This window comes from Pseudomonas sp., assembly GCF_028293835.1.
In the GTDB taxonomy this organism is placed as follows: domain Bacteria; phylum Pseudomonadota; class Gammaproteobacteria; order Pseudomonadales; family Pseudomonadaceae; genus Aquipseudomonas.
In genome coordinates this window covers 51616-65501 of record NZ_JAQGNX010000016.1, presented here as the reverse complement: position 1 = coordinate 65501, position 13886 = coordinate 51616, and the positions used below count along the sequence as shown (strand labels likewise).

Below are 13886 nucleotides of genomic sequence, written 5' to 3'. Positions count from 1 at the left end.
ATTTGCGGGCCGCGACGTTTATGCCGGCGTTGAGCGCGATACGCTGTGACCGTTACGTGAAGGCTTTCTACGAGGGGTTGGTAGCTCGCGGGAAGAAGAAAATGCAGGCGATAGGCGCCGTGATGCGCAAATATTTGACCGGGCTTTGGGCGTGTCTGCGTGCCGGCGAAAAATTTGATACGGCCAAGCTTTTTAGCGAAAAACACTTCGTAAAAGCTTGACCGGCAACAGAGTATCTACAGATACCATTCTGTTATTTAATGCTCGCCGTCTGCCCGCCTTGCTCGAACATTCCGTCAAACCGTGCCTTATTCGCCGCGTAGTAAGCAGCCACTACCTGGTCTGAAGAGCTTGCACGGGCGTCCATCATCAGCGACTCAAGATCAGCTTTCGGGATTGAGTAATGGGCAAAGAAGTAGGCTATTTGCGGGTACTGCTGGGTAAATCCCTTTCGCGCCACCGCGTGAATCTGTTCTGCCGAGCCGAAGATTTGCTTCGGGTCATCCAGATAACGCAGGGACCACTTGGAGAACATCCAATGCGGACTCCAGGCGTTGACCAATGACCATTGGCCACGCTTCAAGTTGCGGTCCAACTCATTGAGCATGCCGGTTTCAGAAGAAGCCACTAGCTTATACCCCTCTAGCTTGTACTCCTCCATGGCCTTCACCGTTAACTTGTACTGACCATTCCCCACCTCCGATGTAAGGATTTTTCCGCCGAGTTTTTCCCGTACCTCGGGCTTATTGAGGTCCTCGACACTTGATATTTCGCTCACCGGTATCGACGTCGGCACGGCCATGCCAATGCGCCCTTCATACAGCACACCGAGGTCTTCGAGCTTATCTTTGTACTTGTCGTAAAACGCTTTGTGCGTGTTAGGCAGCCATACCATCGGGATAAGGTCGATGTTGCCGTTGGCGACAGCTTGGAACTGAATACCAATGTCGGCCATGATCAGTTTGACCGGCTGTTTGAGATGGTCTTGCAATGCAGCCGTCGCGAGCTTAACGGTGATTTCGGTGTCGGACCAATTGACGTAACCAATGCGTACCGGTTGGATTTCATCAGCCTGGACTAAACCAGCGCTACTGCCCAGCATCAGACTAAACAGCCAGGCGCAGGATGTGGATGCATATGCGAAAGGGGCCTTCATTCGGACGTCTCCAGAGTATGTATGTGACTTCGGCTTGGCAGTGACAGGCGTTATCTTTTTATTTTTATTAGGGCTCGCAGCTGTGGGCAATGCCGCCTCGCGCCGCTTACATAGTGGTTGTGTCCGGCTCTCCTTTGCCGTGTTCGAAACCGATGTTATCCGCGAGTTTTGTCCAACGCAAGAAAAATGTACACGTGTGTCATGCGTGGTTGACACCGATGTACAGTTATCCTATTTTCATCTCGTCTGGCCTGATGACATTCATTTTGGAGCGCACCACGATGTCCAGCGATCCCTTGCTGCAACCTTACAAAATCAAGAACCTGACCCTTAGAAACAGGATAATGACCACCTCTCATGAGCCGGCCTACCCCGTCGACGGCATGCCCAAGGATCTGTACCGCGCCTACCAGGTGGAGCGCGCCAAGGCTGGCGTCGCCTTGACCATGACCGCCGGGTCCGCTTCGGTATCACGGGACAGCCCACCCGTGTTCAACAACGTGCTCGCCTACAAGGATGAGGTGGTCAAATGGATGAAAGACCTGACCGACGAATGCCATGAGCATGGCGCGGCGGTGATGATCCAATTGACTCACCTGGGCCGTCGCACCCGCTGGGATAAGGCCGATTGGTTGCCGGTGGTCTCGCCCTCCCACCGTCGTGAGGCTTCGCACCGTTCCTTTCCCAAGAAAATGGAAGAGTGGGACATTGAGCGGATCATCAAGGATTACGTGGACGCCGCCGAACGGATGAAAGCAGCGGGCCTTGATGGCCTGGAGCTGCAGGCTTACGGGCATCTGATGGACCAGTTCTGGTCGCCGCTGACCAACGATCTGGACGGCCCCTATGGCGGCTCACTGGAAAACCGCATGCGCTTCACCTTCGACATCCTGCGGGGCATTCGCCAACGTGTGGGCGAAGATTTTTTGCTTGGGGTTCGTTACACCGGCGATGAACAACTGCCCGGTGGATTCACCGCCAGCGAAGGAATGGAGGTTTCCCACCTGCTGAAAAACAGCGGCCTGGTAGACTTTTTGAACGTGGTGCGCGGCCATATCGATACCGATGCGGGCCTTACCGACGTCATCCCGATCCAAGGCATGCGCAATTCACCGCACCTGGACTTCGCCGGAGAAATTCGAGCCGCGACGGGTTTTCCGACCTTCCACGCGGCCAAAATTCCTGATGTGGCCACTGCGCGCCACGCCATTGCCTCGGGCAAAATCGACATGGTCGGCATGACCCGCGCGCACATGACCGACCCGCACATCGTGCGCAAGATCATGGAAAACCGGGAAGATGACATTCGCCCATGCGTGGGCGCCAATTATTGCCTTGACCGTATTTATCAGGGCGGCGCGGCTTACTGCATTCACAATCCGGCCACAGGTCGGGAAACCACCATGCCCCACGACATCAGTCCGGCAGCGGTGAAGCGCAAGGTCCTGGTAATCGGTACAGGACCTGCAGGGCTTGAGGCAGCCCGGGTAGCTGGCGAACGGGGTCACGACGTCACGGTGCTTGAAGCCGCAGACAAGCCCGGTGGGCAGATCCGGCTGACTGCCCTCAACGAGCGCCGTCGCGAGATGATCAGTATCATTGATTGGCGAATGGCTCAGTGCGAACGGTTAGGGGTCAAGTTTCACTTCAACACCTGGGCCGAAGCAGACACCGTGCGGGCCTTTGAGCCGGACGTGGTCATCGTCGCCACCGGTGGTTTGCCCCATACCGAGGTGCTGAGCCAGGGTAACGAGCTGGTGGTGTCGACGTGGGACATTATTTCAGGCGACATTAAGCCCGGACGCAACGTGCTGATCTTTGACGACGCGGGGGATCATGCCGCGCTACAGGCGGCAGAGGTCATCGCTAAAAGCGGCGCCACCGTGGAAATCCTCACTCCCGACCGCGCCTTCGCCCCCGAAGTGATGGCGATGAACCTGGTGCCCTACATGCGTAGCCTGCAGGACCTGGACGTAACGTTCACTGTGACGTATCGGGTGGACGCGGTGGAGAGGCGCGACGGCAAACTGGTTGCGACCCTAGGCAGCGATTATGGCAAGGTTCATAAGCAGCGCGTCGTCGATCAAGTGGTGGTCAACCACGGCACCCTTCCATTGGATGATCTGTATTTTGAGTTGCGTCCTCATTCAAGCAATGGCGGCGCCGTGGAACAGCACGACTTGATTGCCGGCAAAGCGCAGCACATCGTGACCAACGCTCTAGGGCGTTTCCAATTGTTCCGGATCGGTGATGCCGTGTCCGCGCGCAATACACACGCGGCTATTTACGACGCACTACGGCTAATGAAAGACCTTTGAATTTAGCGATTCTCTGTAGGAGCGCGCTTGCCCGCGAGCGGCTGCGAAGCAGTCGTACATCAGCGAACTCCGTTTTAACCGTTAAAACTGAGTTCAGCGTTTTGGGACCGCTTCGCGATCCATCGCGGGCAAGCGCGCTCCTGCAGCCCCCGTCTGCGATTTACATCCCTCGCCGAGCCACTTCGGCGCCTTCCTGCACAGCCTTGCCCACCATCGCTTCAAAGTTTTGTTCGGTCAGGGACTGCAACGCCGCAGCGGTCACGCCTCGGTAGGCCATCAAGGAGTCCAGCATTTGTGTCGGGTCCCGGCTGGCAAGCATCTGGCCGCCGCCGACGATCACGGCTTGTGCGGCGCGCCATGCAATGTCTTGGGGAATTCCCGCAGCTGCTGCCTGGTTGGCCAATGCGGTGTAGAGCAAGGCTGGAAACGCAGGGCCGGTGCCGCTTAGGGCGCTGAGGTAGTCAATGCAGTGTTCATCGGGCACTTCGCCCGCAGCCCCAACACATTCAAACAGCTGCTGCACCCATTGGCGATCATGCTCGGGAAGGCTGGCTGCACTGTACCAAGGCGTGAACGATTGTCGGATCTCCACGGCGGCATTCGGCATAGCGCGAATGACCACCTCCGCACCCGTTGTTGCTCTGATGGCTGCGGCTGATACCCCAGCCATCAGGGAAACAACAGTTTTGCCTCTGGCATCGATTTCAAGGACTCGAAACTGCTCCGGGCGGACGGACAACACGACAACATCGCTGAGTCCAACCAACTGTTGATTGTCTGATAAAAGCGTTACATTCGGCGCGAAAGCAACGCCGCCAGACCGGTTGGAGATGATCAGTCTGGCAGGCTCGATAAACCCGGTGTCCAGGGCGGCCTGGGCAGTCGCCCGCCCCAGCCATCCGGTGCCACCGATGATGCCGACTGTTTTACTGCCCATCAACAACAGCTCCCTCGAAGGTTTCTGCAAGCGAAACGAATACCCCCGGCTCTTTTTCTGCGTAACCGAATTTGCCGTAAAACCTGTCCAGTTCGCGCCGCTTCGGTACCTTTCCGGTAAATACGCTTACGTATTGAGGAATACGCCGGAATCGCTCGACGATGTCCTCATGTGTGCGCATGGAAATGTAGCCGATTTGCGTCAGGTAGATGGTTCTGGCCCGTGTATCAGCGCCTTCATTGTCGTAGCCAAACCGACGAAACATCCCGGTTAAAGCAGATATCCGTGCTTCATCGGCCAGGGCAACTTGCGCGACAACCTCTTCGGATTGCAGTGCCCAGCTGCGTACCGCAAATTCAAACTGCGAATCGAACAACTCAGCATTAAGCCAACATTCAAAGACGTTAAGGATCGCCTCGGAAATACTTTCTGCATAGCTTTCGCTCTGGCTGACCATGCCGCCCGTGTTCTTGTCCCGCCAGCGTGCCAAAAGTGCTGCGAGCAGCTGTTCGCGGTCTTCGAAAAACCAATAAAAACTGGTACGGGACAAATTGAGCCGCTTGGCGAGGGGCATCACCCGCACCGCATCTACTCCGGATTCCTTCAGCGCGTCATAAGCCGCTTCCAACCAACCGTCGACCGAACCTCGCCAACCCGCGTCTTGAGTTTTGGAACGTACCTTGCCCGTTTGCGACATCCTTGAGTTCCCAGTCAACTGCTAATGAGGTTCACTGTACACACCAGCACCTTCGATGTACACGCGCTGTACATCGACGTACAGTTTCAAGACGATGTTACTCCACCGGGCACCTTAGAACGCCGCAAGCTCAGCGACAGGCCTGGGTCAATGAGAAGACACATAAACAGAGGGCCGCGTCGGCGCAGGCAATGCGTAGGTTGCTTTCATCCATTCCACCTCCGCTTGCGGCGTACGCCCAAAGAAACGTTTGAATTCGCGGCTGAACTGCGATGGGCTTTCGTAGCCCACGCTAAACGCCGCAGTCGCGGCAGTCATGTCGTTACGCAGCATCAACAAACGAGCCTGATGCAGCCGGGTGGATTTCAGGTACTGCATCGGCGTGGAGTCGGTGACGATGCGAAAATGCAGATGGAAGTTCGGCACGCTCATGCTCGCTTCGTGAGCGAGGGATTCAACGTCCAGATGTTCCTGATAACTGCTATGGATCTTGCGAATCGCCCGTGTCACCTTGCCGAAGTGTCCTTGACGGCTCAATGCAGCGCGCATGGAGCCACCCTGCTCTCCCGTGATAATCCGGTAATAGATTTCCCGGACCAGCGACGGACCAAGGATCTGTGCATCGGCGGGACGGCTCATGGCTTCGAGAAAGCGCAGCGTCGACTCGCTCAAAAGATCGTCCATCGGCGATGAATACATACCCTTGGGTTGCGCCCGGCGGGTGCCTTCGGTTTCGTCGACTTGCAGCATCAACTCTCCGGCCAGTTTGAAGTCCAGGTGCAGATAAACAGCCAGCATTGGCTCTTCAACGCTGGCGTCAGTTTCCATGGTAAACGGCACCGGCACTGACACCACCAAGTAGTGCTGGGCATCGTAGACATACACCTCGCTGCCGAGGTATCCGCGTTTTCGGCCCTGGCAGAGAATGACGATACCGGGGTCGTATAGCACCGGCGTGCGGATCAGCGGCCGGTTGCAGCGCAGGAAACGAACATCCTCCAGCGGGCTGACGTTGTAGCCTTCCACCGGCGCGAGGCGCTCCATCAGTTGCACCATGCGCCGGGTCCGCGCCTGGGTTTGATTCATTGTTTGCACCTGGTTACCCATTGAGGGCGGGGTCGGATTGGCTCAACCATCGGTGGAGCGCGTCAGCGTCTCCCATTGGTCGATTTCGCGGGTGCGGCGGCTCAAATGGTCTCGCACCAAGGCCAGCGCATCGCTGCCCAATAACAGGTGCGTGGGGGGTGAGGCACTGGCGATGACTTGCAGCATAGCCTGAGCGGCTTTGCGCGGATCGCCCAGTTGCTTTCCGCTGCGTGCTTCCCGCGCCTTGCGCACCGGATCAAAGCTGGCATCGTAATCGGTAATACTGCGCGCGGTACGTTGCATGGATCGCCCGGCCCAGTCGGTGCGGAAGCCACCGGAGGCTACCGCGGTGACGAATATATTGAAGGGCTGCAACTCCTTGCTCAGGGTGTCAGAAATCCCCTCAAGGGCGAATTTGCTGCCGCAATAATAGGCGATGCCGGGCATGGTAATGGTGCCGCCCATCGAAGTGATATTGAGGATGTGGCCGGCGCGACGCGTGCGGAAATAAGGCACGAACGCCTTGGTCATTGCCACTGCGCCGAACACGTTGACGTCGAACTGGCGGCGCATTTCATCCAGAGAAGACTCTTCGAAAATACCTTCATGGCCATAACCAGCGTTGTTGACCAACACATCCACCGGCCCAAGGCGCGCTTCGACATCAGCGACGACACCGTCGATGCGGGCAAAATCGGTGACGTCGAGTACTACGCCGTGAGCGTGCTCAGGGGACAGTGCTTCAAAAGCATGCAGGGCTTCGTCATTGCGCACCGTGCCGATGACCCGATGGCCGGTTTCGAGCGCTTCGGCGGCCAGCGCACGACCGAAACCACTACTGACGCCGGTAATAAACAGTGTTTTGCCAGGGTTCATGGGGCTGCTCCGAAAGGTGAATACGCGCCCATGGTAGAAGTCTGGCGACATGCAGCCTATGCCGGTATGTCCGTGAAAATTGCCTATTCCTATCAAGCTTGAGAGTCCACACTTGCCGGGCTATCGGCTACTCTTCACCAGCATCGAGCGAGCCGCATGTCACCACGGAACCCCCCACCGGATGTCCGGGTCGATAGAACCTGCACGCAATTTCCTTGGAGTCCAGATGCTCACCAATTGGGAGATGTGTATTCGCCTGTTGCTGGCTGCGTTATTGGGCAGCCTGATCGGCCTTGAACGCGAACGATTGCTCTGGGCGGCCGGGTTGCGCACGCACATGATGGTGTGCGTGGGCTCATGCCTATTGATGATTGTGTCATCGTTCGGCTTCCAGGATGCGTTGGCCATGTCGCATACCGAACTTGATCCTTCGCGAGTCGCCGCCCAGGTGGTATCGGGAATTGGTTTCCTGGGGGCGGGTTCGATTTTGTTGCGCGGTGAAGTGATCAAGGGGCTGACCACGGCCGCTAGCCTTTGGACCGTCGCGGCCATCGGTTTGTCTGTGGGGGGTGGGCTTTATGTAGTCAGTGGCGCCGCAACCTTCATCATCCTGTTGATCCTGGTCGCCATCAAACCCTTCGAGAAGGTGTACCGCAATCGCGTGCAAGTGCATGTGCTGAAATTGGTGGCGCCAAAACAGGCATTGTCGCTGAACACCCTTCACGAAGTGATGGGCAACCGCTCTGGCAAGGTCAAGCAGTTCATTGTCGAGAAAGGACCGCGTGCTGACACCGACAGCATTACCATCCAACTGACCCGCACTTCTGGAGCGCAGGCCAAGGAGATTCTGGAGCAGCTGTTGAGCATCGATGGCGTGCAGGAAGATTCTGCCAGCCAGTAAGGGGGGCTGGAAGGGTTCGCAGCGGCGTGACGATCCCCGTTGCGAACCGATACTTCATGTTAACGCGACGGCATCAGCTCCCGCAGCAATGCGTATCGGGCTCGATGGGTCGGTTGCCGCACGCCAGACTGCCTCGGCCACGTCGAGCGAAAGAGTCACCTCGGACGACTGTCCCCATTCCGCGAAAATGTTGCTTGCCAAGTCGGCGTAGGCCTCTGGGATTGCACTCTGCATCCGCTTCTGTGCGTTTTCACCGAAGCGAGTGTCCGGCGCCCGTCCCGGTAGCACGAGGCTCACGCGTACATTGAACTGCTGGAGTTCCAACGCAAGGGATTCGGTGAACGCGTTGACTGCTGCCTTGCTCGCGGTATACACGGAAAGCAGAGGAAGCGACCTCAGCGTCACACTCGACGTCACGTTGACGATAACACCCGCCCTGCGCTGCCTGAACTGTGGCAATACCGCTTGGATCATCGCCATGGTGCCGAAGGTGTTCGTCTCGAATATTTCTCTGGCGGTGTCCATGGAGGTACCTTCCAGGGCGCCCAACACGCCAATCCCGGCGTTGTTAACCAAGACGTCGATGGGGCCAGCGGCCTCTACGGCCTGACGAATGCTTTCAGGATCGGTGACGTCCAGGCCAAGCACACGCAAACGCCTGGAACCCGGCAAGATGTCCTCGCGAGGCGTACGCATGGTGGCGATGACGTTCCAATCGCGGTCGAGAAAGTAGCGAGCGGTTTCGAGGCCAAATCCAGACGAGCAGCCAGTGATCAATACAGTTTTCATTGGGATTCCTGTTGGCGGTTTGCACTACCAAGACAATAGGTCGCCGCCACCGGACTTGCTACAATCGGACGTCCAATTTTCATGCGCAGGAGTCCAGCATGATCGACCCACTGGCCGAAGTGGTCACGCTGCTGCAGCCCAACGCCGCGTTCTCAAAAACCGTCAGCGCCTCAGGCCCTTGGCGAGTTCGTCGCGCGGACGCTGGAGAAACTTTCTTTTGCGTGATCGTTGACGGTTCGTGCCAAATCGCGGTCGACGGGCATGAACCGATCATTCTTCAGAAAGACGACTTTGTTCTGGTTCCTTCGGCGTATGGCTTTGCGATGTCAAGTTCAGGGCCGACACCATTGGATGACTTGAATACAGTACCTGTTGAACAACTGCGGGGCGAGTACAGGCTCGGCGTTCAAAGCGGGCCGCCAGACGTTCGATTACTGGTGGGCCATTGCGTGTTCGGTTCACCAGACGCGGCGTTGCTGATTTCGCTCCTGCCGCAAGTGGTGCATGTTCGTGGCGAGCGCAGGCTGGCCACTCTTCTGCAGCTCGTGGTTGATGAATCACGTGAGCGACGGCCGGCACGGGAAGTGATACTGGCACGCCTGCTGGAGGTTCTTTTCATCGAGGCCCTGCGCTCCACAGCCGGAACAGCAGCATCTCCCGGCCTGTTGCGCGGGCTTGCCGACGAACGCCTCGCGCTCGCGATACGCCGAATGCACGAAAGCCCGACCCAGCCCTGGACGGTTGCGCAACTGGCGAAAGAGGCCGCCCTCTCCCGCTCGGCATTTTTCGAGCGTTTTAACCGCGCCATAGGCCTGGCGCCAATGGCATACCTGCTCGCCTGGCGCATGGCGTTAGCAAAGAACTTGCTGCGACGCAAAGAAGGCGGCATCGCCGAAATTGCAGAGCGCGTCGGTTACAGCTCTGCCAGTGCGTTCAGCGTCGCCTTTACTCGCCACGTCGGTCTCCCGCCCGCGCGCTATGCGCGGGGGAAGATGGCATCGTGACGCTCGAAGATCACGCATCCCCCATCATTCCCATCGATGAACACCATAAACGTAGATGCCTTCTGGTTTGTAGTCGCTCCGGCAACAATGGCGCCATCCAAACCTACCCGGAACCTACGACCATGATCTTCCACGCCATTAACGTTGTGCTTCTCAGTGCCATGACCCTCTACATCGTCGATTCGATTTATTCGCTGTTTGATTTGGTTCAGGCCGCGTCGATTGATAGCGAACTTTTCGCATAACACTTCAAATTCAGCCTTTGCAACATCGAACCATCAAACAACGGGCAGTCAATGCCTGCTTAAAAGATGTAGTCGGTGGTCAAGAAACTCGACTGACGATTACGGATGATGTTACTGACCAGTTCTTTGTTGCTTTCCTGGAATTTGGTGGCAACCAGCGTTCGAATGGAGAACACCCGCAAGGCGTCATCGACCGATAACGTACCTTCGGCGGAGTTTTTACGGCCATTGAAAGGGAAACTATCGGGACCGCGCTGGCATTGTGCATTGATGTTGATACGTCCCACCTGATTGGCGAACGCATCGACCAAACGCCCAACCTGCGCAGGGTCACTCCCGAAGATACTCAGCTGCTGACCGAAATCGGAGTCGAGGACGTAGTTGATGACGGTTTCCAGTTCCCGGTAAACCACCACCGGTACTACAGGCCCAAACTGCTCCTCGTGGTAAACCCGCATGTCAGCGGTAACCGGGTATAGCACCGCTGGAGAGAAAAACGTTTCGCAGACTTCACCCCCACCGGCATTGACTACCTTGGCGCCCTTACTAATGGCGTCTGCTACCAGACCTGTGAGGAAGTCTGTCTTGCCGGGCTCAGGCAAAGGGGTCAACGCTACGCCAGGTTCCCATGGCATGCCCGGTTTTAGCAGGCTAAGTTTCTGCTGAAATTTTTCCAGAAAAGCAGCGACGACGGCCTCGTGTACAAACAGAATTTTCAATGCGGTACAGCGTTGCCCATTGAAGGAAAGCGAACCGGTAACGGCCTCGGAAACAGCGTTATCCAGATCGACATCTGGCAGGATGATACCGGGATTCTTCGCATCCAAACCTAGCACGGCACGAAGGCGATGAGGCTTAGGGTGGAGTTTTTTGAGATCACTGGCGGCCTTGTTGGTACCGATGAAGGCGAAGACATCAATCTTGCCACTGGCCATTAATGCGCTGACCGTGTCTCGGCCGCTACCGTAGATGATATTGATGACGCCAGCCGGGAAGCTGTCACGAAACGCTTCAAGCAGCGGCCGAATAAGCAACACTCCGAACTTGGCGGGCTTGAACACAACGGTGTTTCCCATTATCAGCGCCGGGATTAACGTAGTGAAGGTCTCGTTGAGCGGATAGTTGTAAGGCCCCATGCAAAGCGTCACGCCAAGGGGAACGCGGCGAATTTGCCCCAAGGTGTCTTGCTCCAGTTCAAAACGGCTGGAACGTCTGTCCAGTTCTTTTAGAGCATTAACGGTGTCGACAATATAGTCACAGGTACGATCAAACTCTTTCTGTGAGTCTTGTAGATTTTTGCCAATCTCCCACATCAATAGTTTTACCACTGCGTCACGTTGTTTACGCATGAGGCTGAGAAAAGCCTCGACGTGGCCAATACGCTCAGCCACACGCATCATCGGCCAGGCGCCCTGACCACGATCATAAGCCCCTACTGCTGCATCCAACGCCGTCATTGATGCCTTGGCATCCATCAGCGGTGTGCTTCCCAAAATGACCCGCTCGTAACCGCCACTTTGCTTCAGGCAAACGGGACTACGGACCGCGGCCAAAGGACCTTGCCACAGATGAAACTCCCCGTTGACGAGATACTCACGCTGTTCTATTGCAGGACCTGGATGATAATGCGCAGGGATTTCTTCGAGAGCGGGGAACAGCGTGTTCAAACGATCATTGAAGCTCATAACGAGTACCTTTTGAGCATGACTTGGCGGGTTGCCGGACGATAGCCAGCACCCCTTGCCAATGAGTTCGTGCCAATAATGTCAGGGCCTGACGCCCGGTGTTGATCTAGCGTTGCGCCGCAACGCAGACGGCAATGAACGACGTCGCGTCAAGGGAGGCCCCACCGATCAGGCCACCATCGATATCAGGTTGACTGAACAGTTTTTCCGCGTTCCTGGCGTTGACACTGCCCCCATATAAAATCCGGCAATCGGCAGCCTGCTTCGCATTCTGCAGGGTCAGCCATTGGCGGATATGTTGATGCACTGCTTGCGCCTGCTCCGGGCTAGCTGTTTCACCGGTACCGATTGCCCAGACAGGCTCATAAGCAATGACCCCTCGGCACAATTGATCGATTCCTACCCGTTGCAAAACGGCATTGAGTTGGGACGTGACCACCGACTCGGTTTCATGTACCTGACGCTGTGCAAATGTCTCGCCGACGCACAGCACTGGAACCATCCCCGCGCCCAATGCTGCGGCAAACTTTGCAGCGACCCATTCGTCATGCTCGCCATGAAAAGCACGGCGTTCGGAGTGTCCGACCAGAACGTAATGACAACCAAGATCCACCAACATACCGGCACTGGTTTCGCCGGTATGGGCACCTGCGGTCTGATGGTTGAGATTCTGCGCACCTAATACAACGTTCGACGGAGCCAGCAAATGTACAACCTGGCTCAGATATGGCAAAGGTGGGCAGACGACAACGTCTACCCCTTTGAGATTAGAAAGAGCCGGAAGCAACTCACTCAGCAGGACCTCGTTCCGCGCGGTGTCGCCATTCATTTTCCAGTTGCCGATTATCAAGGTGTTGTGTGTCAAGCGCTTCGCCATGAGTCAGACCTTCCCCTTCAAAAGCCATGTTGCGTCGTACCTGGCTTGTCCTTGAAGAGCCTCTTCGATTCGCAACAACCGATTGTATTTAGCGACCCTATCGGAGCGGCTGAGCGAACCGGTCTTGATTTGCCCGGCGCGAGTGGCAACCGCCAGATCAGCAATAGTGGTGTCTTCGGTCTCGCCAGAACGGTGTGAAATCACAGCGGTGTAACCTGCATCCTGAGCCATGCGAATGGCATCGAGAGTTTCGCTCAACGTACCTATCTGATTGAACTTGATAAGAATTGAATTACCGATTCCCTTTTCAATACCTTCGCGGAGTATTTTGGTATTGGTCACGAACAAGTCGTCGCCGACCAGTTGAATTCGACCCAACTTTTGCGTCAGGCCCGCCCATCCCGCCCAATCGCTTTCGTGCATACCGTCTTCAATGGAAATGATTGGGTACTTTTCACAGAGCATCGCCAGATAGTCGGCAAACCCGGATGAATCGAAAGATTGTTGTTCGCCGCTTAACACATAGCGACCTTCGCGATAGAACTCGGAAGCGGCACAGTCCAACGCAAGCGTGATGTCCTTGCCCAACTCGTAACCCGAAAGCTCAACCGCCTCCTTGATAACAATCAATGCCTCTTCGTTGTTTTTCAGCGACGGCGCAAACCCACCTTCGTCACCCACTGCCGTACTCAATCCACGCCGTGAGAGGACCTGCTTGAGGTGGTGAAAAACCTCAGCCCCCATGCGTAACGCTTCACGGAAAGATGAGGCTCCCACGGGCTGGATCATGAATTCCTGTATATCGATATTGTTATCGGCATGCTCACCACCGTTGATGATATTCATCATGGGAACTGGCATGCTGAATTGCCCCGGCGAACCATAAAGCCCAGCCAAATGCTCGTACAGCGGGATGGTTTGCACCCTTGCGGCTGCTTTGGCGGTCGCCAACGACACCGCAAGAATAGCGTTGGCACCCAGCGTGCTTTTGCTCTCGCTACCGTCCAGAATAATCATAGCGTCATCAACTTCACGCTGGTTCAGCGCGTTCAGCCCAACAATCCGGTTTCGAATTGGATCGTTCACATTATCTACGGCGCGCAGCACCCCTTTGCCCAAATAACGCGAGCCGCCATCTCGTAGTTCAAGTGCTTCGCGCGACCCCGTGGAGGCGCCGGAAGGAACACTGGCAGTGCCGCTGACCCCATTGCTTAGGGTTACCACCGCCTCAACAGTCGGATTACCACGAGAATCCAATACCTCTCGGGCCATGACCTGCTGAATTAAGCTATCTGTGTTAAGCATTGTCAGTTCC

Annotated in this window: 13 protein-coding genes and 1 pseudogene; 5 read left to right on the top strand and 9 right to left on the bottom strand. The window is 56.3% G+C overall.

The window, feature by feature from the left end:
• Nucleotides 1–221: pseudogene (locus JWR17_RS02325) on the top strand (IS110 family transposase); the annotation flags it as partial.
• 32 nt (nt 222–253) lie between these two features.
• On the opposite strand, the gene JWR17_RS02320 reads toward JWR17_RS02325, so the two are convergent.
• Nucleotides 254–1102 carry a glycine betaine ABC transporter substrate-binding protein gene (locus JWR17_RS02320; protein WP_299827911.1) on the bottom strand — a complete coding sequence of 283 codons (849 nt, stop codon included), beginning with the start codon at nt 1100–1102 and terminating at the stop codon, nt 254–256.
• Nucleotides 1103–1437: 335 nt separating this feature from the next.
• Between JWR17_RS02320 and JWR17_RS02315 the strand changes: the two genes are divergently transcribed.
• On the top strand, nt 1438–3474 hold the full coding sequence (locus tag JWR17_RS02315; RefSeq protein WP_299827903.1) for an NADH:flavin oxidoreductase: 2037 nt from the start codon (nt 1438–1440) through the stop codon (nt 3472–3474).
• A 160-nt stretch (nt 3475–3634) separates the two neighbouring features.
• Here the strand turns inward: JWR17_RS02315 and JWR17_RS02310 are convergent, their stop codons facing one another.
• From JWR17_RS02310 to JWR17_RS02295, 4 genes are all read right to left on the bottom strand, one after another.
• Nucleotides 3635–4411 (bottom strand): pyrroline-5-carboxylate reductase dimerization domain-containing protein, encoded by a 777-nt coding sequence (locus JWR17_RS02310; protein ID WP_299827901.1) that lies wholly within the window; start codon nt 4409–4411, stop codon nt 3635–3637.
• Nucleotides 4401–5108: a TetR/AcrR family transcriptional regulator gene (locus JWR17_RS02305; RefSeq protein WP_299827900.1), complete on the bottom strand. Its 708-nt coding sequence runs from the start codon at nt 5106–5108 to the stop codon at nt 4401–4403. Before JWR17_RS02305 ends, JWR17_RS02310 begins: the two co-directional genes overlap by 11 nt.
• Nucleotides 5109–5255: 147 nt before the next feature.
• The gene (locus JWR17_RS02300; protein WP_299827899.1) at nt 5256–6194 is read right to left on the bottom strand and encodes an AraC family transcriptional regulator; all 939 of its coding nucleotides are present in this window, start codon (nt 6192–6194) and stop codon (nt 5256–5258) included.
• Nucleotides 6195–6236: 42 nt separating this feature from the next.
• The gene (locus tag JWR17_RS02295; protein ID WP_299827897.1) at nt 6237–7070 is read right to left on the bottom strand and encodes an oxidoreductase; all 834 of its coding nucleotides are present in this window, start codon (nt 7068–7070) and stop codon (nt 6237–6239) included.
• A gap of 226 nt (nt 7071–7296) precedes the next feature.
• Between JWR17_RS02295 and JWR17_RS02290 the strand changes: the two genes are divergently transcribed.
• Entirely contained in the window at nt 7297–7971 is a 675-nt protein-coding gene (locus JWR17_RS02290) for an MgtC/SapB family protein (protein WP_299827895.1), read from the top strand.
• A gap of 54 nt (nt 7972–8025) precedes the next feature.
• Here JWR17_RS02290 and JWR17_RS02285 read toward each other — a convergent pair whose 3' ends face one another.
• A complete protein-coding gene (locus JWR17_RS02285; protein ID WP_299827893.1) occupies nt 8026–8760 on the bottom strand; it encodes an SDR family oxidoreductase in 735 nt (244 codons plus the stop codon).
• Nucleotides 8761–8858: 98 nt separating this feature from the next.
• Between JWR17_RS02285 and JWR17_RS02280 the strand changes: the two genes are divergently transcribed.
• On the top strand, nt 8859–9764 hold the full coding sequence (locus JWR17_RS02280; protein ID WP_299827891.1) for an AraC family transcriptional regulator: 906 nt from the start codon (nt 8859–8861) through the stop codon (nt 9762–9764).
• The gene (locus JWR17_RS02275; protein WP_299827889.1) at nt 9761–10009 is read left to right on the top strand and encodes a hypothetical protein; all 249 of its coding nucleotides are present in this window, start codon (nt 9761–9763) and stop codon (nt 10007–10009) included. Before JWR17_RS02280 ends, JWR17_RS02275 begins: the two co-directional genes overlap by 4 nt.
• A gap of 59 nt (nt 10010–10068) precedes the next feature.
• On the opposite strand, the gene JWR17_RS02270 is transcribed toward JWR17_RS02275, so the two are convergent.
• The 3 genes from JWR17_RS02270 to eno form a co-directional block, all read right to left on the bottom strand.
• Nucleotides 10069–11694, bottom strand: a complete 1626-nt coding sequence (locus JWR17_RS02270; RefSeq protein ID WP_299827887.1) for an NADP-dependent glyceraldehyde-3-phosphate dehydrogenase — start codon at nt 11692–11694, stop codon at nt 10069–10071.
• Between the two features lie 106 nt (nt 11695–11800).
• Nucleotides 11801–12571: a triose-phosphate isomerase gene (gene tpiA, locus JWR17_RS02265; RefSeq protein WP_299827886.1), complete on the bottom strand. Its 771-nt coding sequence runs from the start codon at nt 12569–12571 to the stop codon at nt 11801–11803.
• A 3-nt stretch (nt 12572–12574) separates the two neighbouring features.
• Entirely contained in the window at nt 12575–13876 is a 1302-nt protein-coding gene (gene eno / locus JWR17_RS02260) for a phosphopyruvate hydratase (RefSeq protein WP_299827884.1), read from the bottom strand.
• Nucleotides 13877–13886 lie beyond the last annotated feature (10 nt).